We start from the raw sequence: 24,285 nt of genomic DNA on the forward strand, positions 1-24,285 counted from the left end.
TGTCCGTGCGGGACGGAGATCGCGCGACCGCTCGTCGAAGCGAAGCTCTGAGGACGACCCAGATCCCACATCCTGTGTCGCGGGTGGCCTCTACGCTGACGTCACCGGCGGACCAGAGGTGATGGGCGTATACAGGATTGAGCAGCGCGGGCGACGCGTCGTGCTGCCTGCGACCGATAACCCGGGCGTGGGGATGGAGTTCTCGATGTGGGATGCGGAGAAGACACTCAAGTCGTTCAGCCGTGTCTCCGGCGGAGTGCGCCGCGGGTACCTGGCCAGAGTCAAGGTGGGCTTAGTCCACCGCTCCGACAACACCTACAACGCGAGCGCGATCGCAGTCGTCATCCCTGCCGATCAGGGCGGCAGCGTCGAGGAGCGGCACCTGGGTTTCCTCTACGACGCCGACCTGCGCGAGATCGGGTCGAGCAGGCTCCCGGCCCTAATCCGGTACGCCGGCGGAGAGGTCGAGTGCGACGCAGTCATCGTCGACCGGGCGACTCTGGCCCTGGATCTGCCCGACCTCGCCGTGCTCGGGAACGCCATCGGCAAGTTCCTCCGCAGCCGTGGCGCCGACCCTGGGGTATCGGTGATGCCCGAACCGGCTCCTGAACGTGTCGGGGACAGGTTCCGTACCCGGACCATTCTCGGTACCGAGGAGACCCTCGACCTGCTGCGCTCCTGCCCCGAACCGGGAGGCGTCATCGCTGGGGTGGACATCTCGATGGTCCACCCGTTCGAGAGCGACTCGTGGGCGCTGAACCTGCACGAGTCGGCCACCGGCCGGCACCTGGGCACAGTCCAGGACACCACGTTGTTCCTCGTCGACGAGCGCGACCGTGATGCCGCACTTCCCCACCTGGCTGCCCAGGACGTGCCAGTCCGGCCACCACGGCCGGCGCCGCGGGCGACCGTTCCCGGGTCGTGGCCGACCGGTCAGGTACCGAACGTTCGGCCGAGGTGGGACCGTGGAGCGATCGTGTTGCACGCAGGAGGCGCTCCCGAGGGTCACTTCATGGAGTCGTTCGCGATCTTCAACTCCGAGACCGGAGTCCTGTGGGTCGAGGACCAGCGGCTGGTCGACGTCGCGTCCTTGTGCACCAGCCGTCTCGGCCTCGACGTCAAGCGCGTACGCACTCCGCGGGAGCCGTGGGAGCTGGACGAGGAGGTTTCCCAAGAGGACCTGTGGGGCACGCGCCCCCGAGGAACGTCGATCGACCCATGGGCCAAGCCGGCGCTGCTGGCGTACCAGCAGCGCGCCGTCCCGCGCGGGATCCTGACCAAGCTGGTCACCTTCAACGGCATCGCAGACCCGGCCGCGTCGCAGGCGGCAGCAGATCCACAGTTCTCGGTCCACCACCGGTTCGTCAGGGGCAGGCGCCGCATGTTCCCCGAACACACGATGCTGGGCACCTCGGCGCCGTGCCGGCTGTGCGGTGCCGCGGCGCTTGAGTTCACGACCCCGATCGGCACCGGGGAGCTCGCGTACTGCCACACCTGCCTGCGGCACGCGACCTCCGGGCTTGGGGATGACCTGGACCGGGCGGTGAAGGCGGTGAAAGTCATCATCGAGACCGAGTTCGACGGCGACCTGTTCCTCGAACAGCAGCTGGCGCCGCTCCACATCAACCCCGCCGCGCCGGTCGCGGCCGAGCTGATCGACCGCGCGCTACTGCTCAGGTTCGCGATCGCGCGCGGCGTGTTCCCGTGGACCCACGTCCTGGAGGCAACCGGCCTGGCGAAGGATGGGCTGCGCACCAGCCGGGGAACCCTGATCCGGGCACGCGACGGGCACCTGTGCCATTCGCTGCGAGAGAAGGCCGTGTGCGACTTCCTGCACATCCGCGGCATCTCCCACACCCGGGAGCCGATGTATCCCAGCGACGACGACTACAACCCGAACGGGCTCCGTCGAGCCGACTGGGGGCTCGCAGACGGGACCATGGTGGAGCTGTGGGGCATGCCGAACGACCCCGCCTATGCCGCGAAGATGGTGGAGAAGCGCGAACTTACAGCGCGCCACGGGCTGCGGCTGGTCGAGCTCCTGGACCGCGACCTGCCCAACCTGCCGAACATCTTCGCCGAATGGGCACCCGACGGTGTCGACTCCGGGTGGGAATGGTCACCGCTCCTGCTCGTATCCCAGCAGGCGCAAGATGCTGCGGCGGAGAAGGCCATCCGGGCGAGGGCCGCAAAGAAGGCGGCGCCCGACAGCACGGCTCGCGGCGTGAACGCGGCGAGCGTCGCTGCTCGTGACGAGCGGCTCGAACGGTGCCGCCGCGCTCTCCAACTGCAAGCCCAGGGGCGGACCCGGGCCACCATCGCCGCGGAACTCGGCTTGAGCAGTGATGCAGTGAAGGCACTGCTGCGCGACGGCAGGTTCTACGCAGACCCTTCGACCGCTCCGGCGCGCCGCGAACTGGCGGAGCTGGCAGCGAAAGCCCGGAACTTCGGCACGACGAGGACGTCGTTCCAGGAGGAACATAGCCTGTCTCCCGACAGGGCGAAGGAGTGCTGGCGGGACGCCGGCGTGCTCTTCCCCACCGACACCGATCGGCAGTCCTCGACAGGGTGATCAGGCTGTGTGGTCGGCCAACCACTGCTCCAACTGCGCGCGGCTCCATCCGGACACTGGCACGGGTAGCGCCCGCACGTGATGGGTTCGCGTGGGGTCGACGGTCCTGGCACGCATGGCGCTCTGGTACGCCTGGAAGTCGGTGAAGTACGCCTGCTTCTCGCCGTTGCTGAATGTGACGACAGTCGGCCGGGCGCCGGTCGCCTGCTCGGGCAAGACCTTGCCCTGCCCGCGGGCGACGTCCAGGACCTGCGTGCGAAGCACTGCCACCTCGTCGGCCTCCGCCAAGGACTCCTCGCGTTTGGCGTCGGCAACTTGGCCTGCGACCCAGCGACCGGGACCGTGGCGGCGGCGGTACGACCAAGTGAGGATGCCGATCACGGCCGCGGCAATCACGGTGCCTGCGACGGTGATGACGATCCCTTCAGCCATGGTTCGTCAAGGCTACCGGGGGCAATGACTGCCGCGTGGAGTCCGTCGATCTCCGCTGCATCTCCACATCATTCCGGCCGCGATCCGCGGGCCGCGAGAGGCCGCCGGCGGTGGTCGGCGTCGACCTCAAGGACCGGTCGCACGGGTGAGGTCGACACGATTTCCGATTCCCCGGCGACGGCCGATCGGTGCGTGTTCTACTTGGGCCAAGAGCCCCAGGTGACCCGAGACGCCTGGGGCTCTTTCACGTCCAGCAGCGGCGGCGCGTGAACGGAGGCCGTCCGGCCTAGATCTTCAGCCCCGGTCGGTCAGCTCGAGCGTGAGCCCGAGTGCTTGAGCGATCTTGCCGATGGTTGCCGTCGTGACGTCGCTGTCTGCTTCGACGCGAGCGATCGTCGGACGAGACAGCCCTGACTTCTGCCCAAGTTGCCCTTGCGACCACCCGCGCTTCTTGCGGGCCTCCCTGATGATCTGGCCGAAGGACGGCCGTGACTGCTCCTCTGCGCTCATGACTCCGACGTCTCCGGCGCGCTCCCATCTGAGGCACCGTGATGCCGTGAGTGCAGTGCATCCGCAGCGATGTTCGCGATCTCGGTGATGAACGCGGGGTCCGTCATGTACGACTGGATCTCCTGCGACTCCTGGCACGTCTTGAGCACGGCCAACCCCACGGCGCTGCTGAATCCCTCGGATGCCTTGAGCTGGGCGACGGTGTTGTTCGTCGCCATCGCCACGGCCTCGTCGTTCGCATCGAGGAAACCCCAGAACGTCGTGATGAAGCCGGACACGCTCTCCGGGCTCACGTCGACGCCCTTGGCCTGGAACATCTCGTTGACCTTGTCGATGGCCTCGTCGAGCGGACCGCGCTTGGGCGCAGACGCGCCCTTGTACTCGCCGTCGAAGCCCGGGAGCTTAATCGCATCGACGCTGCCCTCGCTCAGCGAGTGATCCTCGCCGATGGCAGACGGCACGAACTTCACTCCTGAGAGTTGCACGCCGTCGAGGTAGCTGTCGTCGTAGGCATTGCCGTCGGTGTGGAGATTGCGCGCCAACAGCGTCGCGAGGATCGCGCGTCGGCGCAGCTCGGGGTCCTGGTAGTCAACGATCTGGCTGAGGAACTGCCAAGCGTTGCGGTATCCGAGCACGTCGGCGCGGAAGGCCTCGAGCGTCTCCTTCTGAGCCTTGTCCTTGGACAGCACCCCCTGCCGCCATTGACCCGTCCAGCGGTTCTTGATTGGCGAGAGCACCTTCGCGATGGCCTCTCCACCGGCGTCGCCAAGGAAGGCGTCAGCGACCGCGTCCATCTCTTCGTGGGAATAGAGCCCCGCAGTGTCGAGCCGTTCGCCGATCGTGTAGAGCGCGTTGGGATCTACGTCCCCGTCCACGTGGGCGTCGGAGTAGTAGAGCTTGAAGTCCTCCTGAACGCTTGCCGGAGTGTTGCGGAAGTCGACGACCATCGGGGCCGTCTTGCCCGGGTAGATGCGGTTCAGCCGCGAGAGCGTCTGCACCGTGGCGACGCCGGATAGCTTCTTGTCGACGTACATGGCCATGAGGCGCGGTTCGTCGAAGCCGGTCTGGAACTTGTTGGCGACGATGAGGACCTTGTAGATGCCCTCTTCGCGGAACGCCTTGCCGACGTCGCTGCGAGCGTTGAGCGAGACCTCGGTGACCGTCTCGCCGGCCTCGTCGGTGAGCGAACCGGAGAACGCGACCAGCGTGCTCATGTCGTTGTAGCCCTGGGCGGCGATGTAGTCGTCCATCTTCCTCGACCAGCTGAGCGCCTCGATGCGCGAGCTGGTCACGACCATCGCCTTCGCCTCGCCGCCGAGCATGTGCATGACGTTCCGGCGGAAGTGCTCGATGACGACGCGGACCTTCTGCGCGATCGCGGTCGGGTGGAGGCGTGCGTAGCGAACGATGTTGGTGACCGCCTCGCCAGTGTTGACGTGAATCTCGCTCTCGGACTCGTCGCCCTCGAGCGTGCTCTTCACTCGGAGGAACATGTCGTACGTCGAGTAGTTCGTGAGCACGTCGAGGATGAAACCCTCCTCGATCGCCTGCGCCATCGTGTAGGTGTCGAAGGCTTCCCACCGGCCGTCGCGCTCGGTGCCGAACAAGCGCAGCGTCTTCGCCTTCGGCGTCGCGGTCAGCGCGACGAAGGTGATGTTGCTTGACGCGGCGATGGCCGAGTCCTTGGCCCGCAGCAGGTCATCAGCACCAATGTCGTCCTCGTCGGCGTCGAACTCGACGTCGGCGAGCAGCTCCTTGAGCTGGCGGGCGGTTGACCCTGACTGCGACGAGTGCGCCTCGTCGGCCACGACCGCCCAGTGCCTGCCCCGCAGCTCCTTGGTGTCCTCGATCAGCTTCATGACCTCGGGGAAGGTCTGCAGGGTGCAGGTGATGATGTGGTCGCCCTCGAGCAGTGCCTTCTTCAGCTGCGGCGACTTCGCGCCGGACTTCTCGCCGACGGTGACGACCAGGCCCCTGCTCGACTGCACGAGGTTCATGTCCTCGCGGATGTTCTCGTCGAGCACCGTGCGGTCGGTGACGACGATTACGGAGTCGAAGGTCGACTTCGACTCGGCGTTCATATGGCGGATCAGCCTGTGACTGAGCCACGCGATCGTCTTCGTCTTCCCCGAGCCGGCCGAGTGCCATATCAGGTAGCGCTTGCCGGTGCCGTTCGCATCGATGTCGGCGACGACCCGCTCGACGGCGCGCAGCTGGTGGAAGCGCGGGAAGACCAGGCGGCCCTCATCCTTCTTGCCCGAATTGCTCGGCTCGAAGAGCGCGAAGTCCTTGAGGATGCGCATGAACATCGAGCGGGCGAGGATCTCGCGCCACAGGTAGTTGGTCGAGGAGCCGGTGCCCGACGGCGGGTTACCTTCGTGGCCGTCGTTGCCCTGGTTGAAGGGCAGGAACACCGTGTCTCCACCCTCGAGCTTCGTGGTCATATAGACGAGGTCGTTGGACACAGCGAAGTGCACGAGAGCGCGGCCTGGCGCGAGCAACGGGCGGTTCTTCCCGGGCTTGCGATCCTCCTTGTACTGCCGGATCGCGTGGTTGACCGTCTGCGTGTTGTCGGTCTTCAGCTCCAATGTCGCCACGGGGAGGCCGTTGGCGGTGAGCACGACGTCGAGAGTCTCGGTGCTCGTGGTGTCGAAGCGAACTTGGCGAAGGATCCGCAGGCGGACCGATGCAGCCGCCTCGACTACCTCGGTGAGGTTGGGGTTCGCCGGCGGGAACGCCATCATCGGCCCGAACTTCGCCGCCGGTCGACCGACCTGGGCGTACGTGAAGCCCTTGCGCAGCACGCCCAGCAGCCCGCCGACCGGATGACCCGTGGTCGGGTCCATCCTCGTGGCCTTGGCGAGCTCCTTGGTGATGTGCTGGAGCAGCTTGCGCTCAGCGGCGGTCTTCTGCCCGTCGATCAGGTCGCCAGGCACGGCCTTCTCGTACTCGTCCGGGTACTGAGTCCTGAGCCAGTGCAGCACGTCGTCCGGCACCATCGCGAGAGCGACGTCCCAGCCGAGCGGCTTGCCGTCGCTCTCGTACAGCCAGCCGCGTTCGGAGAGTTCCGTGCAGAGGTTGGTCTCGAACTCCAGCTCCATCAGCTGCGCGTGGCTCATGCGACTTCCTTCCGCCCGGTCACCACGTCGGTGATGAGCGCGGTGCGGCGCTCGATGAGCAGTGCTTTCAGCTCGGCGACCTTCGCCAGCATGGCGTCGATCTTCTCGGTGACCATGTCGAGGCGGTCGGCGAGTCGGACCTGCTCTTCGAGAGGGGTGTAGGTGATCGGCAACCCGGCGAAGGTCGCCCAGTTTCGGAAGTCGACGGACCGCTGACGGACGGAGAAGGCATAGGCCTCAAGGAATCCGTTCGCGGCCAGCGCTCGCAGCGCCCACGCCATGAACCTCTCGGACGCGAGGGGGGTCGCGGTGCACACGTGGTAGACGGGGCTGACCTTGCCTCGATCCTCCGAGACTCCCACCGCACCTGCGAAGCCGTCGAGGCCGTGAAAGACGAAGTCCCCCGGCTCGACACCTTGGTATCCCGCCTCACTGAAGGACATGGTGAAGCCCTCTTCACGCCGTCGGGAACGAAGCGCCACCTGACCGTCCCGGAACGCTGTCACGACTCCGTCGTCTGGACGTACTGCGCGAGACCGCTTCGTCAACAGCAGTCCGACGCGCGCGGACGGACCAGGAGAACAGAGCTGGTGACCCAGGGCGACGAGGTTCGTCCTGTGGAGCGTTCGCAGTTGATCAGCGAGCCCGTCCAGCTTGCCGATCATCACGTCGATCTCTCGGGTCTCTCGGTCGAGGAAGTCGGCGATGAGACGCTGGACGTTCGGCGGTGGCACAGTTACGGGGAACGTTGTGAACATCGAACGCCGGAGGGATGCAACTGTGGTCTGCGCTCCGCCAAACGAAACCGCGCGCCGGAACTCTGACGAGAAGTACCAGTAGAGGTACCGACCATCGATGCCTTGGAAGTCATGGATCACGTAAACGCGCTGGTGAGCATCGAACTTGCCCTTGATGTGATGGAAGATCTCACCGACCGCGCCATCGCCTGCCGTCAGGATTGCCTCGGTGTCGAAAGTGAAGGTATCGATCGCCAGAGGCTCGGCTGAGCGCACGATGAACGGGTGCTCGCCATCCTCCACCGCGTTGACCGTATCTTTCGATCCGGTTCCGACGGTCGCGAGGTACTGAAGGGCAATCTGCCGCCAGGTCGATGGCATCGAATCGAGCCAGGGGGCGCTCACTCCCTGACCGCCTCGAACATCGTGGCGAGTTCACCCATGAGCCGCTGCACGTCGGCGTCGATCTCTGCGAGTGGACGCGGCTCCTCGGGCACGTAGAAGATCCGCGTAAACGGGATCTCGGTGGCGTGCTTGGCCTTCGTCACGTCCCATTGGGCGTCGGGCGCGAATGGCAGCACCTTGCGCTCCATGTGCTCGGTGACGTCCTCGCTCAGCGGCACGCGTTCGATGATCTTCCAGCCATCGGCGATAACGGGCTTGCCCTTGCGGTCGACGGCCGGTGGCGCGGAGTCATCGTCCTCCGCCATCGCCTTCATGACGGCGTCGACGAGGCCGAGCGGGGCCGTCAGACCGGCCGCTCTCGCGGCTTCCGGGAAGACCTTCGGCAGATCGTTCCAGGACGTGCCGTCAAGCTCCTTCAGAACCGCGAGGTGCCCGTCCGTGACGTCTCGGCGTGCGCGCAGCGTCTCGACGGCCGCATCGCTGAAGCGCGTCGCGAACCGGGCCTGCTTGTAGACGGGTACGTCCCGGAACATGAAGTCCTCGGGAGTCATCACGCGCGAGATCGTGGGATCGGCATGCTCGAACGCCTTGTACGCCTCGAGCACCACGTCCCGGTTGTTCTTGCTCATCTCTCGGCGCTTCTCGCCCATGGGCTTGCGCATGGACTTCCACTGTCCGGAGCCGTCGATGAGCTGGATCTTGCCCTTGCGCTCAGGATCCTTGTTCCGGTCGAGGATCCAGACGTAGGTCCCGATTCCTGTGCCGTAGAACATGCTGTTCGGCAGCGCGACGATCACATCGATGAGGTCTTCTTCGAGCAGCCACTGGCGGATCGCATTCGGGCCCTTGTCACTCGCGAACAGAGGCGATGCGTTGGAGACCACTGCGGCGCGGCCGCCCTGGCCGTTCTTGTCGGCCGGGCTGAGCTTCGAGGCACAGTGCGCGAGGAACAGCATCTGGCCGTCCGTGGTGCTCGGCAGACCGTGGCTGAAGCGCGAGCCGCACCTGGGCCTGTTCACGGACGGATTTCTGGTCGGCAGACCAGTCCTTGCCGAACGGCGGATTGGAGAGCACGTAGTCGAACGTCTGGCCCTCGTAGAGGTCTTCGACGAGGGTGTTGCCCTGCTTGATCGCTTCCGGACGACCACCCTGGATGAGCAGGTCGGCCTTGCCGAGGCCGAACGCAGCAGGCATCAGCTCCTGACCGTAGAGCGTGATGTCGATCTTCTCGTTCATGTCCCTCAGCGCGTCCTGAGCAACGAGCAGCATGCCGCCTGATCCTGCGGTCGGGTCATAGATCGAGCGGAGGGCGTTCTCGCCGGCGAGCGTGTCGTCGTCGTTGGTGATGAGGATGTCGACCATGAGCCTGATCGCATCGCGCGGGGTGTAGAAGGCCCCCGCGGCCTTGCCCTTCTTGTTGAAGGCGCGATACATGACGTCCTCGAAGACGTCGCCCATTGCGGTGTCGGCGAGGCCGGCCGGGGAGAGGTCGAGGGTCGAAAAGTGCTTGACCACGGCGTGCAGGCGGTTGGCGTCGGCGAGGATCTTCGCTCGCCTGGCGAAGTCGAAGGCGACCCAGATGTCCGCGATGTTGTGCGAGAACCCTGCCACGTAGCTCTGCAACGACTTGTCGACGTTGTCGTCGACCGAAGCGATGGTGGCGAGGTCGAGCGGCGAGACGTTGTAGAAGCTCAGCCCGAACTTGTCCTTGACCGCGATGTCGATCAGATGCGGGGGAAGCGCGCCTAGCGAGGCGACGAACTTGGTCACCTCTTCCTTCGTGCCGGCGAGCATGCACTCCAGGCGCCGGAGCACGGTGAACGGCAGGATGAAGTCCCCGTAGTCCTCTTCCTCGACCACGTCCCGCAGGAACTTGTCCGCCGTGTCCCAGACGATGCGTGCGGTCGTCGCCGTCACGGTTGCCGCGGTCGGTTCTGCCATGCTCGCTCGTTCCTCGATCCCCGTGCTTGATGTATCAGGAACATTACACAGATCCGTGTATCAGGAAGGTGACATTCGCAATGTCGCCGCCTGCGGGATGAAGGCGAGCTCCGCTAACCGGCGTCTGGCAGAAGTTGGCACGCGTTGCCGAAGCCGCTCACTGCGTGAGCACCTGGGCCTCCCCGATGCGGATCGGGAGCGGCTCGGTGGTCAGGTCGAACTCGATGGTTCCGGACTGCCCGCCACCGGTCCACTCGACGACCCAGTGGCTGGTGGCGGTGACCTGGTAGGCGCCGTCGGGCTGGTCGTCCGACATCTTCGCGTAGCGGTGCCCGCAGGTCGGGGAGGCCTGCTCGCCGTAGTGATCGGCATACGGCGTGCCCTTGCCGGTGCAGTTCACCTTCGTCCCGTCCCCCATGTTCCACACGATGCTGGAGACGTTGGCCGTTGCGCTGACCGAGACCGTTCCTTCGGCCGCGGACGCAGTGATCGGCCCGAAGGTGACGTCGGTCGGCTGGTCGACCCACATCCACACCGGCAGGCCGACCAAGCCGGCGCGGTTGGCTCCCGACTCGGGAACGATGCCGATCTCGATCGGGTCCAGGTTCATCGAGGCGATCGCGCGCTGGGCGAGGACCACCGGGTCGATTCCGACCTCGCCAGTCTCGATCCACATGTACTCCCACGACGACCCCGGCGGCGGGAAGTAGCAGACGTGCCACCAGCCGTCTTCCTTGGTCTGGCCCTCAGGCGGGACCATGTCGTCTGCTCCTCGCGCTCCGATCCAGCACTTGTACTTGCTGCTCCAGACCGACCCTTCCGGGCCGGTGCAGGGGATCTCGTTGCCGGCGTAGGTGCAGGTCGATGAGCCTCCAGTGCCAGGATCGCCACCATTCCCGGGGTCGGTGTCGGTGTCCTCGCATACGAGCTTGACCTCCCCCGTGTCCGGGTCAGTCTCGTACCAGCAGTTTTCGCCTCCAGCAGCCGAGGCCGGAGACCCCGGGCCGACCACTACCAACGCGGCCGCGGCGACGATCGTGGCGAGCGCCCGCGCTAGCACGGCTCGTCCCACATCACATCGGAGCTAGTGACGAGCCAGTGGCCCTTCTCCAAGATCAGCTCGTACTCGATCGGCACCGGATTGCGCAGCGGGTTGCCTTCCGGGTCCTTCTGCTCGGGGACCGGCTTGCCATCCTTCGTCCGCTTAACCCCGGTACGGTCCTCGCAGTCGATGATCAAGATCTGGTCGGCGGCGCGCTGGCGGGGCTCACCGAGGGTGTGCACGTACTCCCCGGTGACCTTGCTGCCAGAGCGCTCGATCCCGGACACGTTCTGCTGAACGTTGAGGAACTCCCGGCCCGTTGCCACCTTGTTGAGTCGCTTGAACTCGATCGTGGCAGCGCGGAACGCGTCGTCGCGGACGTCGAGGTAGGTCTGCAGCTGGGCTGCGGCCTTCTCCTCGGGTGTCTTCGGCGTGGGTGACGCGCTGGTGGGCGTCTCGCTCGGTGTCGCGGTGGGCGTGTCGGTGGCGTCGGGATCGTTACTGCCGTCGTCCGAGCAGCCCGTGAGGGTCAGGGCCAGGGCGAGGGCCACTCCCCCCAGTGCGGAGTGGTGCTTCCTCATGCGGTGTCTCCTCGTGTGTTGGGCGGGGCCATGACTGAGCGTTGGCTGACGTCGTTGGCGATGAGCTCGAGGTGTTCTTCGGCGGCGTCGACGAGCTCGGCCAGCGAGCCGTTGTCGGCGGGGTCGATGCCGAACTTCTTGTCGGCGTTGTAGAGCGCGCGGACGGTGTCTCGCACGAACACGGCCCGGGCGACGCGTCGCGCGTCGAGGTCGGGGCGATCGCCGCCGGCCGCGACGTAGCGGCCGGTGAGCTCTTGGTCGAACGTGGTCATTTGCTGGGTGCTCCCTTCCCGAGTCAGCTCGCGAGCCAGCCGTGGGTACTGATGATGGTCTTCGTACGCTCCGACAGTTCCAACGGGGCGTCGCCGTCGTCGGACCGGTTGCAGATCTCCTCGCGAAGGATCCGGTCGGCCTCGAGCTGGTCGTCCTCGGCCTTCATGACGTGTGCCAGGCACAGGCGGGTGCTCTCGCCGTCCGGGTCGGCCCGGTTGGCTACGTAGGCGGCGGAGCGGGCCTTGACCAGGTCGCCGGCGGCGAGGGCCTCGGTGACGACGATGAGCGCGACGTCGGCGATCCAGCCGGACGCCATGAGGTCGACGCGGTCGGGCTCGTTGACGAGCCAAGACCATCCCTCTTCACGCAGCTGACTGAACGGCTTGGCTTCGCCGACCAGCTCGAGTGCGGTGCACAGGTCGGTGACGCCTTCGGCGCCGCCCCGGGCCTGCCCGCGCTTGCGCAGTCGGAGGAAGAGGTGGAGGTCGACCAGGAGGCCGTCGTCGACCTGGTAGACGTTGACGCCGCGGAGCTTGGTGGCGGGTGCCTTGTCGGCGTGGGGCAGGTGGGGCTCGGTGGTGCTGGGGTTGGTGCCCAGCCACTCGCGGATGGTGTTGGTGTAGTCGCGCACCTTGCCGGGGGTGATGCCGAAGGCCTCGCCGATCTCCTCGCGGGTGGCGCCGTGCTTGCGGTGCAGGGCCAGGTACGCGAGGAGCTCGGTGAAGTAGGGCTTGCGCTTGGCCAGGGCCTTGCCGTGGGTACGCGCGGTGACCGGGCCGAGCAGGCTGAGCCGGGGACGGTCGCAGTCGGTGGAGAACCAGTCGGCGATGTCCTGGTCGAGGGTGGGGTCGCTCTGCTCGACCTCGGCGCGGACGTGCTCGGGGACCTTCGGTGCGAGCGTCTCGAGGTCCTCCTGGACGATCGCGCTCTGCCGGATGTAGTCCTCGTCGTCGCCCTCGAGGAGGGACGACAGGGGCTCGTCGACGGCGTCGACGGGGGTGTTGCGCGGCAGGGTGTACTCGCGGCGCAGTGCCCCGGACTGGTCGGTGTAGGCCTCCCAGCCGTCGGTGGCGGTCTCGTCGACCGGCACGGGGACGTCCTCGGCGACCTCGCTCTGTGCGTAGACCAGGGCGCAGCCGCGGGCCTCGTCGCTGGTGAGGCCGACGGCGATGAGGTTGAGGTCGGCGTGCTCGAGGACGACGCGGCCGGTGTTCGTCATGTGCAGGACAGCGCCGGGTGTGTTGGGGCGCTCGCCGGCGACGACGATGGAGGTCGCGGACTGCCCGACGTGGTCGTTGACCAGCTGCAGCAGCTGCTCGAGGTCCTCGGGGTCTCCGGCTGCCGCATCGAGCAGCAGCATCCGGGCGGGCCAGGTGTCGTCGTCGACGGTGCCGGTGCGTGCCGTGGACACGTCGGTGTTGTGTCGCTTGGCTCGGTCGACCGTGGTGACGGCGGCCGCGAGGGCTTCGGCGGTCGCGGGCGACCCGGCTGCTCCGGTCGGGTAGTAGCTGATCCGCTCGTCCATGGCGACGGCTTCCTCAGCCACGCCGATGCAGTCGACCTGCACGCGCCGCGACCACGGGTTGACGGCCAGCTGCGCGGCGAGGTGGCGGGCGAAGTCCCGGCTGTAGGTCGGGTCGCCGCTGATGGTGAGGGTGGACAGCTCCTCGCAGTTGAGCAGCCACGTCTCGCCGGTGTCGCTCATGCCGATGGTGGCCAGGAGCGGGTAGGGCGGCTCAACGTTGCCGGCATCGGGCCCGAGCTCGTCGACGGCGGTGTCCGTGCTGACGTGCCAGTTGGTCTGGTCGGGGCTGCCCACCCAGGGGGCCGGGACGGCGGCCGGCGCGCTGAGATGCAGGGTCAGCTTGCCGTCCGCGAGCTCCACGGCCGCGAGCGGCGGCATCGTGGTGCCCTGGGCGCCGACGGCGGCCGCGAGCCGGCGCAGCGCTTCGTCGGCGAACTCCACGGTTGCCGCGGCCGCGGCACCGGTTGCGTTCAGGGTCATCTCGACCGGCGCGAGCTCCGGAGGCGGGGCGGCGATCGCGCGGCCGGGCGGCCGGTTCCGGTATCCGGCGCGGCGACGAGACCGCAGGGCCAAGAGCAGTGCTCCGGACAGCAGGACGCCCCCGCCGGTCAGACCGGCGAGGACCCACGGCGCGTCGAGGATCGAGTCGTCAGCGTCGTCGACCTGGTCGACGTCGGCGGCCGGTGCAGTGGGCTCCTCGGCCTGGGGGGGTGCGACGTCGGGCACGGCCGTCTCGGGCACCTCGGACTCCGGGACGACGGGAGGCTCCTCCTCGGCCGGTGGGTCGACCGGAGGCTTCTCTTCGGCCGGCGGGTCGACCGGCTGCTGGTCCTCGGGGCTAGCGGGTGTCTCGGCGCCGGGGATGTTGAGCTTCCAGCCGATGTCGATGACGTCGGGGTCGGTCAGCTGGGCCCCGCCGGGCTGGGTGATGCCGGTGGAGGCCTGGTAGATCTCGGGCCAGCGGTCGGCGTCGCCGAGCTGCTCTTGGGCGATCTCGCTGAGAGTGTCAGTGGGCTGCACGGTGTAGTCGTGCGCCGGTCCCCCGTCGTTGAGCGCGGGCAGCTTGAGGACCCATCCGGGCTCGAGGAAGCTCGGCTGCGCGCCGAGGAGGTCGCGATTGAGGTCGACGAGTTCCTTGTAGCGGGCGCCGTCGCCGAAGTGGTCCTCGGCGATCGACCACAGGCTTTCCCCCGCCTTCACCGCGTGGTCGACGGTCTTGGAGCCCTTGCGCTCCTGCTTCGTCTCGACCTTGACGTCCTGCTGGGCAGGCGCCTGGTCGACGGCACCGGCGGTGACGTGTCCCACCGCCACCGGGGCCGCAGCGGCCGAGCTGATCGTGGATGCCTGCGCGGCGATGGGTGCGGCGATGAACAGCAACGCCGCAAAGCCGATCAGGCCACGGGCTGCGGCCTGCGGCCGACCCAGGCCCGGCAGCTGGGGCGCCTGGACCTTGCGGAGCCGTGCCATGGCCTCCACGACCAGGCTCAGCGCCATGAAGGCCCACGCGACCCAGCCGATCACCTTGAACAGGCCGAGGACGAGCGTGCCGTCGTCGGGCGCCAGAAGCGCGTTCTTGATGCCGTCCAGGGTGGGGATCTGGTCTGGGATGGGGCTGGCACCGATCGCGAGGAACAGTGCGGGCAGCCCGAGGACGATGCCGAGCACGGCGACCGAGGCCGCGAGGCCGGTGAGTCGCTGGCCCAGGGTGGGATGGGTGGGCGTAGTCATCTCTCGATGCCTCCTTCGGCGCGGATGAGCCGCGCGGACGCCTCCCCGGTGACCTGCATGGTGTCCAGGCCGATGATCCCGAGGAACTTGCTGGTGTAGGTGTCGGTGGTGGTGACGATCAGGGTGTCGCCGTCGACGACGCGCGCGGTTCCTTCCACGCCGGCGGCGTGGAGGTAGTCCAAGGCAGCCGCCTTGGCCGCGTAGATGTCGACGCGGAGGTCCTCGCCGCGCACCGCGGTCGAGCCCTGGACCTCCTGGGCGCCGGTGCGGGCGGCCTGGGATGCCGCGCTGCGGGCCTGCTGCTGGGTGTGGACCTTGCCACCGAGGTCGACGGCCATCCCAACGAGGATGATCATCGCGAAGGACGCAGTCGCGAACCAGACGCTGATGGAGCCGCGCTCATCGCGCGAGCGCCGCGTCGTGAGGCTTCGGATGCGGTGGCTCATCATCGGCGCTCCCGGTAGGCGTCGACGGGGCTGCTGGCGGTCGCGGTGATCGTCCGAGTGCCGGGGAGGCCGGGGATGCTCAGGTCCGCGACGTCGACCTTGCAGGTCACGGTGGCGGTCACTTGACCGGTGGTTCCCAACGGGGCGTTGAACGCCGCGGCGTTGACCGTGATGTTGGTGGTCGTGCACTGCAGACCCTGGTCATTCAGGCTGCTGGTGGCCGCGGACTTTCCGGAGCTGATCGCCTCACTCTGGGTCCGCTCGATCGAGGCTGCGCGGGCTGCCTCGTAGGCGGCTGCGTCCACTGCCTGGTTGGCGATCTCCACGCGGCCGCCGAGAATGATCATCGCCACGAAAAGCCCGAAGGCCGGGACGCCGATCGCGGCCTCGATGGCCACCGATCCGCGCTCGTCCCGGCGCCGTCGTCGGGAATCGTGAACCCACGGGGTCATTCCGTCAGCCTTTCGACCGGGACGCTGGCGCTCTGGGTGACGGTGACGTGCCAGCCGGGGATCACGCTCATGGACTTGCCGGTGACGGTGATCGTGGCGGTGGTCGTGGTCCGTGATCCGGAGACAGTGGTGGAGGTCATCACGTCGGATCCGCCGGCGTCCTGGAGGAACGTGTTCGCCGTGGCCACACCGGCGTCGCGGGTGCCGGTCTCGCTGCCTGCCTCGCGGGCGCCCTCTTGCGCGGCCGCGAGCGCTACCTGCTTCGCGTGGTAGTACAGGGCGCCCTGAAGGCCAAGGAACATCAGCAGGAAGAGCGCGGGCATCAGGAAGACCATCTGGATGGTCACTGACCCGCGCTCGTCCCGGCTGCGGCGATGGAGGCTGGCGAACATGGCGGCCTACTTGATCTTGGCGGACTCGCTGGTCACGAAGAACTTGATCGCCGCGACGACGATGCCGACGATGACGATCACCGCGCCCGCCCAGATGACCTGCTCGATCGTGACGGAGCCGCGCTCGTCGCGCTGCCTGGTGACGCGGTCCTCGAGGGAGGCGAGCGTGGTCAGCGCCGCCAGCTGGAGGGCGATGAAGAGCTTCAACATCGGGGTTCTTCCTTCCTGGTTGTTCGGGTGTTGCGGTTTGGGTGACCCGGTTTCTTTGGGGTCGGTGTTAGGTCGGTCAGGTGGTGAAGCGGAGCATCGAGGGGGCAACGAGGATCGCCATGAAGACGACGCCAAGCAGGCTGGCGGGGATGTACATACGCTCGGAGGTCGCGTTGGCCTTGCCGATCTCGGCGCTGAGCATCGCCGAGCGGAGTGCGGCTGCGCGGGCCCGGAGGTTGTTGTAAATCTGGGCTCCGTCCTGGCCGGACTGCTGCATGATGTCGGCGAGGTCGTCCAGCTCGGGGACGCCGAGCTCGTCGGCCAGACCGTGCAGGGAGTCCCAGGGGGCGCGGGTCATGTAGCGGGCGCGGCGCAGCTCACTCTCGATCCGCTTGAAGACCCAGGTGTCGCCGACCTCGGCCGCCTGGCGCAGCGCCTGCTGGCCGCTGGAGCCGTCGCGTACGCCGGTGGCGACCATGTCGATGTAGGCGCCCAGGGCTCGGCTGAACTCGATGCGGGCCTTCTTGGCGTCGTCGGCGGCGTTGTAGTTGGGCATGAACCAGAACAGGGCGGCCAGGGCCAGCGACCCGAGCGTGGGGATCGCGAACGGGAGCGGGAGCCCGATCAGGCTGAAGAATCCCGCAAGCAGCGGCGGCATGATCAGCCCGAGCATCGCCCAGACGACCTTCTCGCCGTAGAACCGCGTCTCGCTGATCTGCAGGAGCGCCAGGTCCTTGCGGGGGGTGTGTGCCCAGGCACCACCGGGCAGGTTCTTCATCGCCCACAGGCCGATCCGATCGACCGCCGATCCGGTGTCGGTGCCGGCGTCGTCGAGGCCGTGGGCGCTGCGGCGGGGCACGACGTGGTCAGGCGAGAGACGGTCCAGGGCGTCGACCAGATCAGGGTCGGACGGCGCGAGACGCCACACGAGCAGGGCGAGGGCCAGTCCGAAGAGGGCGCCGCTGGCGAGGGCGATCTGGAGGCCGGTCATGCGAGTGCTCCTTGGTTCTCGACCGGTGCCGTGCGCTGGGCGGCGCGGTGCGCGTTGCGGGCCGGGAGTACTTCAGTTCCATCCAGTTCGTTTCTCTGCTTTTTGTCCTGGCCGGGCTGTGACCTGCGGCGTTGAGACGCTTCGGCGACATTGACGAACAGCGACAGAGTTTCAGGATTCGTGACAACTCTGCTAGGTTCACGACAGTTCATTCTCGTTCGTGAAGCGGTGGTTCGGTGACTCTCACAGTGGTCCGGTCCCTGGACTCCGCGCGCAGCCTGCGTGGCGACATCGATGTCGAGGAGTTCGAGCAGGAGCTGATCGATCAGTACTCGCTGGCGTTCGGCGCGGTGGGGATCAGCGACAAGACCGCAGCGGCGGATCGGTCGGTGGTCTTCGAGTTCGCACACTTCCTGGGCAGACCGTTGTGGACCGCGCAGGTCGAGGACGCCGACCGGTACCTGCGGGCGGCACGGCGTGAGCGTGGTCTGGCGAGGTCGACGGTGGCGGGCAAGGCCGGGGCGTTGGCGAAGTTCTACGAGTTCGTGATCGTGCGCTACCAGGGCGACATCCACGCCCTGTTCGACAAGGTCGTGGTCCAGCCGATCGACGAGTTCAACCGGCCGCGGGCGGTCGCTGCAGCCACGGCGACCAGGATCCCGCCACGGGACGACGAGGTCCGTGGCCTGTTCGAGGGCTGGCGCGACTCCCTGCCCGAAACACGCAAGTACCTGCCAGCCGCGCGGGACTACCTCGCGGCGTCGCTGTGGCGACGGATCGGTCTGCGGATCAACGAGACCGTGATGCTCGATGTCGGGGACTGGCACCCCGAGCTCGGAAACCACGGCAAGCTCCATGTGCGCCACGGCAAGGGCAGCCGCGGCCGTGGCGCAAAGACCCGCATCGTGCCGGCCATCGACGACGTCGACGCGCTGCTGGAGTGGTGGCTGAACGACGTACGACCCCAGTACGGGGACGACTACGACGACCCCAACGCGCCCCTGTTTCCCAGCGAACGACACGACCCGATGACCGGACATTGCACGCGCATCGGCGCCGAGGCGCTGCGCACGGGCATGGGCGACGCGGTCGGCCGATGGCTGCCCGGATGGACCGGCCGGCTCTCGCCGCACGTACTGCGGCACTACTGCGCCTCCCATCTCTACGAGCAGGGCGTGACGCTCAAAGCGATCCAGGAGCTGCTGGGTCACAGCTGGCTGTCGACCACGACGCAGTACATCCACGTCCACTCCACCCACATCGAGACGTCCTGGGCCGAGTCGACCGAGCGGACCCTGGCACGCCTCGGCACCACCACCAGCAGAACGAGCGACCGACAGACGAGCGAGAACGAGGAGGTTTGAGCCGATGCGCTGGAACATGAGGATGAAGGCCGCTGAGGCCGGGATCTGGAAGTCGACCGAGCTACGGCGCATGCTGGCCGATGCTGGCCTAGAGATCAGCGCGGGGAAGATGTCGGGTCTGTGGACCGGCCACCCCACTTCGATCCGGCTCGACGACCTCGACGTGATCTGCTTCGTGCTCGGCTGCACACCGGCCGAGCTGCTCATCTGCGAGCCCGAGGCAGTCGCGGCCCGCAGACCTACCAAGAAGACGGCAGCCCAAACAGGATCACCTGCGGCCAAGAAGACCACGCGGCGCCCGCCGCCCGGACGTAGCCGGAGCAAACCGCCCGCGTGAGCGCACCCAAGATGTGCCAGGGCTGCGGACTCAAACCGCAGGCCTACCACGGCAGGCACTTCTGCTACGACTGCAAGCCCGGCACCAACGGCCGACCCCTGCCGTGTCGTCGCTGCGATGCCACCGGCGACTACTGGTCCGAAAGGCTGTGCCGACGCTGCCACCAGCACGCGCCGCAGCTGCCCGACTCCTGCCGCGACTGCCTGGCCTGGGGCGCAACCCGCACCCTGAAGTGGCTGTGCGCCGGGTGCACGAGCTGGCGCCATCTGCACCCCGGGACCGGCGAGTGCATCTCCTGCCAGCGCGACCTGGCCATCAACGAGCACAAAGCCTGCCGACTCTGCTGGTTCCAGACCTTCCTCTACCAGGCCCAAGCCGGCCTGCCCCGTGACGTACTGGCCGCCAACCCCGACAGCCAGCAGCTCTGGCTGGCGAACATGGCCAACCCCCGCAACGGCTACCGGCCACACCCGCGCCGGGACTACAGCAACCCGCGCGACCAGATCCATCCACCCGGCCACGACCCCAGGACCGAGCAGAACGATGCCGCACCAACGGGGAGGCACGCGCCAGATCCGGAGCAGCTCGACCTGTTCGCCTACGACCGGGTCGAGGCCACCGCTCGGCGGTTCGGGTTCGGAGAGCCGCCCAGCAGCCGGTTCGCCGCCATGCTCGACCAGCACGTCCTCGACCATGCCCAGCGGCACGGCTGGACAGACCGGCAGACCATCCGGACCCGGATCACGCTGCGGGTCGTGCAAGCCCGACACCGCGTCACCACCGGGCTCGTCCGAGCCAGCGATGTGCTCGAGCTGACCAGCCTGAACCTCAGTGTCCGGCTGGCGCTCGCGGTCCTGGCCGACAACGACCTGTTGGACGACGATCGGGTTCCGCCGCTGCGTAGCTGGTTCGCCCGCCAGATCGAAGGACTGCCACAACCCATGGTCGGCGAGCTGCAGAACTGGTTCGACGTCCTGCACTACGGCAGCACCACTCCACCCAGGAGCCGACCCCGGCACGACGTCACCATCAAGACCCGCACCATGTGGGCCATGCCGACGCTTCGGGCGTGGGCAGACGCCGGACACCTGTCCCTGCGTGAGATCACGCGCGAAGACATCCTCGCCGTGCTGCCAGCCCATGGCACTCCGCGCGTCAAGCTCGGCGCCGCGCTGCGCTCGATCTTCACCACCCTCAAACGCCACCGCGTCTTGTTCGTCAACCCAATGGCGCGCATGCGGATCGGGAACCTCGAGCGGCGTGTCCCGATGCCCATCGACACCACCCGCATCCGCGAGGCCTTCGAGTCCACCGACCCGACCACTGCCGCGATCACCACGCTCATCGCCATCCACGGGCTGCGACCCGGCGAGGCCTGCGCCCTGTTGCTGACCGACGTGCGCGACCACCGCATCGTGCTGTCCGACCGCACGATCCTGCTGGCAGCCGAGACCCAGGCCAGGCTCGACGCCTACCTCGCCCACCGCCGAGAGCAATGGCCCAGAAGCATCAACGCGCACTTCCTGATCCACAGCCGCTCTGCCGCCACGTTGGAGCAGGTCAAGGTGCCCTGGCTCACCGACAAGCTCGGCACGTCCGCCAACGCCCTGCGCCGCGACCGCATCCTGGCCGAGGTCCACGCCGGCGGCGACCTGCGCCAGATCTGTGACTTCTTCGGCGTCACCATCGCCACCGCCGAGCACTACGCCAGCACGATCAGCCATCCAGAGCTCGACGACTTCGCCACCGAACTCTCCGGTTGGCGAACCGACGCCCCATACTGAGCGCGTCATCACGGTCCCACCCTCGGGTTCCCAGCGAGACGGGCTTCAGTTTCCGTGAACCGAGCGGAGTTGTCGAGGAACCGCGGGAGCGGCTTGGCGACCGCCATCCGGCGCATCCACAGCAAGGTGGCCACGTAGGCCGAGAGGAGGACGGCGAGGATGACCTGGCCCAGCGGGGAGCCGTAGGGCTCGATGTAGTCGCCGGTGAAGGCGAGCATGCCGAGCACCCCGAGGGTGATCACGGTGACGGTGCGGGCGGTGGTGCGGGGCTTGGCCTGGTCGGCGGCGATCTGGCGGCGGGCGCGCACGTCGGAGGCGACGGTCTCGGCGAGGGCGTCCAGCGCCTTCGACAGACCGGCCTGGCCGCGGCCGCTGGCGGCCAGGATCAGCTGGCTGGCCACGACGTCGCCGGTGGAGTCGTTGAGGTCCTCGGCGAAGGCGCGCAGCACGTCCTCGGTGCTGGCGGTGTTGTTCCACAGCCGGGAGACCATCAGTCCGACCTCGCGCTCGATCGGTGCCGGCGCGGACTGCAGGGACTTGATGAGCGCCGAGCGCAGGGATTGGCCGGCGGTCAGCTTGCCCGACAGGGACCGCGTCCACTCTTCGAGCGCCTCGAGCTTCTCGATGCTCGCGGCCGCCGGCGGGGGCGTGAGCAGCAGCGGGATACCGACGATCCCGGCCGGGACGAGCACGATCGCGATCACCCAGCCGGTCACCAGCGCGACCAGGAGGCCAGCCACGGCACCGCCGACCATCAGCATCCGGGTGCGCCGGTCGAGCCGGACGAACCAGTTCCCCAGCCGCCCGAACGGGGTGACGGTCCGGGCGGGCCGCGGCGGCTTGGGCGGCGCGGGGATTAGCGCGTAGACCATCCCGATCAGACCGATGACGATGAGCGCACCGAAGACGGCGGGCAGGAACGCAGTGCTCATGAGGTGGCCACCCCCGGGTTGGCCTGGGACTCGGCCTTGTACGCCTCGAGGTCGAACCCATGCCGCGCCAGCTCCTGGGCGAGGAAGTTGTCGAGCTTGCCGGTCGCGACGGCCTGTCCGAGCTGGTTAGGGGCGAAGATCGGGGTGGTGGCGTATCCCCTGGCGGCGTCGATGCTGGGCTGGACGACCAGGACCTCCTCGACCCAGCGCTGCTTGCGGAAGGTGCCGTCGGGATTGGCGACGACCTCCGAGCGCAGGTACATCACGATGTCGATCGCGGCGGCCAGCTTGCTGATTGCCAGCTCGCGGGTGACCTGGGGGCCTTTCTCCATGGCGCAGGAGACGAGCTTCTCGATCGTGTGCTCAGCACTGCGGGCGTGGGTGGTGCTGATCGAGCCCGGCCCGGACTCCATGGCCTTGAGCATGTTCCAGACCTCCGGGCCGCGGACCTCACCGACGATCTGGCGGGCGAGGTTGAACCGGAAGGAGTGGTGGATGGCCTCCTCGAGGCTGAACTCACCGGCCTGGCGGCCGTCGATGCCGACCTCGCCGGATCCGGGGCGGTGCTCCCACGCGTGGACGATCTTGTGGCGGTCGACGAGCTCGTGCAGGTGCAGCTCGAACTCGGTCTCGAAGGTGCCGATCATCTCCCAGGGCGGGATGCACGAGCACAGGGCCCGGACCCAAGTGGTCTTGCCGCTGCCTTGGACCCCGGAGACGACGATGCTCTTGCCCGCGCGCACGCAGGTTGCGACGAAGTCGGCCAGGACCGCGCTGCACGCCTTGCGGTCGTAGACCATCTCGTCCATCGACACCTCGCGCATGCTGTGGCGACGGATCACGACGGAGGTGTAGGCCATCACCCAGGAGCCGGCCGCGAGCCGCGCTCCCCCGGGCAGCCGGAGGTCCAGGTGCGGCCGGGCCTCGGTGAAGGGCCGGTTCTGCCGTGCGCCTAGATCGGAGAGGAACTCGCGCAGCTCGTCCTCGGAGTCGGCGATCGGGGCGGCCTCCACAAGGGTGCCGTCGACCAGCTCCAGCCACACCGAGCAGACCGGGCCGCGGGCGATGACGATGATGTTCTCGACGTCCTCGCGCTCGACCAGGGGCTGCAGGCGGCCGAGCCCGAACAGGGCGGCGTGGAGGGCGGACTTGAGTGCCTTCTCGTGGTCCTTCGTCCACGGCGGACGGCCGGTCGAGACCAACGTCTCGGCCTCGGATTTGATGAGCTCCTCGATGACGTCGAGGCCCATCTGCTCGCGGTCCTCCTCGGTGACCCGACCACCTTCCTTGTCGAGCCGGGCGGTCAGTCGCGACGAGATCTCAGCGCGGTATTGCGCGATCAGCTCCCAGTCCAGCTCGACCTCGCCATCCGTGCCGCGGGTGTCTTGGTGCTCCTCCGGTGCGGGCGCCACAAGCGGGCGCAGGCTGAACTCCGAGCGGGCGCGGCCAGGCAGCTGGCCCTCGCCTTCGCTGGTCCAGGCGCCGGCGAAGATCGGCAGCGAGGTCGGGTCGTCGTCCTCGACGACCGGCGGGGGCGGCGGGGTGCCGTTGGAACCGCGTCCTCGGGCGAACGGCGAGGTCTGCTCACGGTTCGCGGCATGGCGGGCCTCAAGCCACTCGTCTGCGCGCAGCGGGTCGCGGCCGTTGGTCTCCGGGTGGTGTCCGTTGGTGCTCATGCGTGGCCTCCGTTCGTGGGAGCGAGGGCGGCCTGGTTGGCGCCGAGGATGGACTGGATTGCGGCGGTGCTGCCCCGGTACCCGCGCCGCAGTCCGGAGGACTCGAACTTGCGTGGCTTGCGGGCGCCGTGGGAGTAGACCTCGGCCACCTCGGGCTCCCAGTCCACGGAGGCGACCACGGGGATCTGGAGGGCCTTGGCGATGTGGCGTGCGGTGTAGGGCCGGACTCGGGCGCCGGTGGGAAGCGAGGGCCAGCGTCGCTCCTCGTCGACGAGGAGTCCCCCGAGACGGGAGAGCCCACCGACCGCGGCGAACTGTGCCCGCAGGGTCTTGGCCCAGCTGGTGGCACCGGCCAGGGCCGGCAGCGAGCTGCGGGTGACGAGCAGGGTCAGGTCGGAGGCAGCGATCAGCGGCTGGGGCCAGCCGGCGAGGCCGAGTCGTCCGGCGTCGACGATGACGTCCTGGCCGTTGCGGTCGAGGGCGCGCAGTTGCTCGGTGAGCGGTTCCCACAGGGGCAGCAGGCTGGGGGCCTGCTCGTGGGCCCGGATGCCGGGTAGGAACCAAGCAGACCGCTCGGCCGGCGCCTCGGGGTCCAGCAGCAGCGTCTCCCGGGGCAGCGCAACCGCCAGCGTTCCCTCGCGCAGGGAGAGAGCGAGGTTGATCAGGCCGCCGGTCGGCTCCTGGGCGCCCTGGAAGTAGCCGGCGAAGACCGAGGAGGATCCGGTCGGGTCTGCGTCGACCAGGAGCACGGGTCGGTGCCAGTTGAGGGTTAGCCCGAGCGCCGTGGTGGACACGCCGGGCGAACCGCTCGCGGAGGCCAGGACGATCACCGCCAT

The 24,285-nt window shown here is 68.0% G+C and carries 22 protein-coding genes; 4 read left to right on the top strand and 18 right to left on the bottom strand.

Features of this window, described 5'->3' with window-relative positions; genetic code table 11:
* Positions 1-193 precede the first annotated feature (193 nt).
* On the top strand, positions 194-2,572 hold the full coding sequence (locus KVF89_RS23965; protein ID WP_257429254.1) for a hypothetical protein: 2,379 nt from the start codon (positions 194-196) through the stop codon (positions 2,570-2,572).
* Here KVF89_RS23965 and KVF89_RS23970 read toward each other — a convergent pair whose 3' ends face one another.
* The 15 genes from KVF89_RS23970 to KVF89_RS24040 form a co-directional block, all read right to left on the bottom strand.
* On the bottom strand, positions 2,573-3,004 hold the full coding sequence (locus KVF89_RS23970; RefSeq protein ID WP_257429256.1) for a hypothetical protein: 432 nt from the start codon (positions 3,002-3,004) through the stop codon (positions 2,573-2,575).
* A gap of 294 nt (positions 3,005-3,298) precedes the next feature.
* Complete coding sequence (locus KVF89_RS23975; RefSeq protein ID WP_257429258.1) at positions 3,299-3,514, bottom strand: helix-turn-helix domain-containing protein; 216 nt, start codon at positions 3,512-3,514, stop codon at positions 3,299-3,301.
* A complete protein-coding gene (locus KVF89_RS23980) occupies positions 3,511-6,633 on the bottom strand; it encodes a type I restriction endonuclease subunit R (protein WP_257429260.1) in 3,123 nt (1,040 codons plus the stop codon). Before KVF89_RS23980 ends, KVF89_RS23975 begins: the two co-directional genes overlap by 4 nt.
* Complete coding sequence (locus KVF89_RS23985) at positions 6,630-7,775, bottom strand: restriction endonuclease subunit S (protein ID WP_257429262.1); 1,146 nt, start codon at positions 7,773-7,775, stop codon at positions 6,630-6,632. The genes KVF89_RS23980 and KVF89_RS23985 overlap by 4 nt, the downstream gene beginning before the upstream one ends.
* The gene (locus KVF89_RS23990) at positions 7,772-8,731 is read right to left on the bottom strand and encodes an HsdM family class I SAM-dependent methyltransferase (protein WP_257429263.1); all 960 of its coding nucleotides are present in this window, start codon (positions 8,729-8,731) and stop codon (positions 7,772-7,774) included. The genes KVF89_RS23985 and KVF89_RS23990 overlap by 4 nt, the downstream gene beginning before the upstream one ends.
* Complete coding sequence (locus KVF89_RS23995) at positions 8,625-9,716, bottom strand: type I restriction-modification system subunit M (RefSeq protein WP_257429265.1); 1,092 nt, start codon at positions 9,714-9,716, stop codon at positions 8,625-8,627. Before KVF89_RS23995 ends, KVF89_RS23990 begins: the two co-directional genes overlap by 107 nt.
* A gap of 157 nt (positions 9,717-9,873) precedes the next feature.
* Entirely contained in the window at positions 9,874-10,476 is a 603-nt protein-coding gene (locus tag KVF89_RS24000) for a hypothetical protein (RefSeq protein WP_257429267.1), read from the bottom strand.
* Positions 10,477-10,769: 293 nt separating this feature from the next.
* On the bottom strand, positions 10,770-11,339 hold the full coding sequence (locus KVF89_RS24005; RefSeq protein ID WP_056890688.1) for a DUF3558 domain-containing protein: 570 nt from the start codon (positions 11,337-11,339) through the stop codon (positions 10,770-10,772).
* Positions 11,336-11,611 (bottom strand): hypothetical protein, encoded by a 276-nt coding sequence (locus tag KVF89_RS24010; protein ID WP_056890687.1) that lies wholly within the window; start codon positions 11,609-11,611, stop codon positions 11,336-11,338. The genes KVF89_RS24005 and KVF89_RS24010 overlap by 4 nt, the downstream gene beginning before the upstream one ends.
* 23 nt (positions 11,612-11,634) lie before the next feature.
* Complete coding sequence (locus tag KVF89_RS24015) at positions 11,635-14,865, bottom strand: LysM peptidoglycan-binding domain-containing protein (RefSeq protein WP_257429270.1); 3,231 nt, start codon at positions 14,863-14,865, stop codon at positions 11,635-11,637.
* Entirely contained in the window at positions 14,862-15,314 is a 453-nt protein-coding gene (locus KVF89_RS24020; RefSeq protein ID WP_188782347.1) for a TadE/TadG family type IV pilus assembly protein, read from the bottom strand. Before KVF89_RS24020 ends, KVF89_RS24015 begins: the two co-directional genes overlap by 4 nt.
* Positions 15,311-15,709, bottom strand: coding sequence for a TadE/TadG family type IV pilus assembly protein (locus tag KVF89_RS24025; protein WP_257429274.1), 399 nt, complete (start codon positions 15,707-15,709; stop codon positions 15,311-15,313). Before KVF89_RS24025 ends, KVF89_RS24020 begins: the two co-directional genes overlap by 4 nt.
* A gap of 50 nt (positions 15,710-15,759) precedes the next feature.
* Complete coding sequence (locus KVF89_RS24030) at positions 15,760-16,155, bottom strand: TadE/TadG family type IV pilus assembly protein (RefSeq protein WP_257429276.1); 396 nt, start codon at positions 16,153-16,155, stop codon at positions 15,760-15,762.
* 6 nt (positions 16,156-16,161) lie between these two features.
* Positions 16,162-16,365, bottom strand: a complete 204-nt coding sequence (locus tag KVF89_RS24035) for a hypothetical protein (RefSeq protein WP_056890682.1) — start codon at positions 16,363-16,365, stop codon at positions 16,162-16,164.
* 76 nt (positions 16,366-16,441) lie between these two features.
* Entirely contained in the window at positions 16,442-17,356 is a 915-nt protein-coding gene (locus KVF89_RS24040) for a type II secretion system F family protein (protein WP_257429278.1), read from the bottom strand.
* A gap of 236 nt (positions 17,357-17,592) precedes the next feature.
* On the opposite strand from KVF89_RS24040, the gene KVF89_RS24045 reads away from it, so the two are divergent.
* The 3 genes from KVF89_RS24045 to KVF89_RS24055 are packed head-to-tail and all read left to right on the top strand — an operon-like array spanning position 17,593 to position 20,841.
* Positions 17,593-18,720 (top strand): tyrosine-type recombinase/integrase, encoded by a 1,128-nt coding sequence (locus KVF89_RS24045; RefSeq protein WP_257429280.1) that lies wholly within the window; start codon positions 17,593-17,595, stop codon positions 18,718-18,720.
* 4 nt (positions 18,721-18,724) lie between these two features.
* Entirely contained in the window at positions 18,725-19,057 is a 333-nt protein-coding gene (locus KVF89_RS24050) for a helix-turn-helix domain-containing protein (RefSeq protein ID WP_257429282.1), read from the top strand.
* Positions 19,054-20,841, top strand: coding sequence for a site-specific integrase (locus KVF89_RS24055; protein WP_257429284.1), 1,788 nt, complete (start codon positions 19,054-19,056; stop codon positions 20,839-20,841). Before KVF89_RS24050 ends, KVF89_RS24055 begins: the two co-directional genes overlap by 4 nt.
* 8 nt (positions 20,842-20,849) lie before the next feature.
* Here KVF89_RS24055 and KVF89_RS24060 read toward each other — a convergent pair whose 3' ends face one another.
* Genes KVF89_RS24060 through KVF89_RS24070 form a run of 3 tightly spaced genes read right to left on the bottom strand, consistent with a single transcriptional unit; the run spans position 20,850 to position 24,285 of the window.
* Positions 20,850-21,773, bottom strand: coding sequence for a type II secretion system F family protein (locus KVF89_RS24060; protein WP_257429285.1), 924 nt, complete (start codon positions 21,771-21,773; stop codon positions 20,850-20,852).
* Positions 21,770-23,449, bottom strand: a complete 1,680-nt coding sequence (locus KVF89_RS24065) for a TadA family conjugal transfer-associated ATPase (protein WP_056886571.1) — start codon at positions 23,447-23,449, stop codon at positions 21,770-21,772. Before KVF89_RS24065 ends, KVF89_RS24060 begins: the two co-directional genes overlap by 4 nt.
* The gene (locus KVF89_RS24070; RefSeq protein ID WP_257429289.1) at positions 23,446-24,285 is read right to left on the bottom strand and encodes a CpaE/TadZ family protein; all 840 of its coding nucleotides are present in this window, start codon (positions 24,283-24,285) and stop codon (positions 23,446-23,448) included. Before KVF89_RS24070 ends, KVF89_RS24065 begins: the two co-directional genes overlap by 4 nt.

This window comes from Nocardioides carbamazepini (genome assembly GCF_024614185.1).
Classification (GTDB): Bacteria; Actinomycetota; Actinomycetes; order Propionibacteriales; family Nocardioidaceae; genus Nocardioides; species Nocardioides carbamazepini.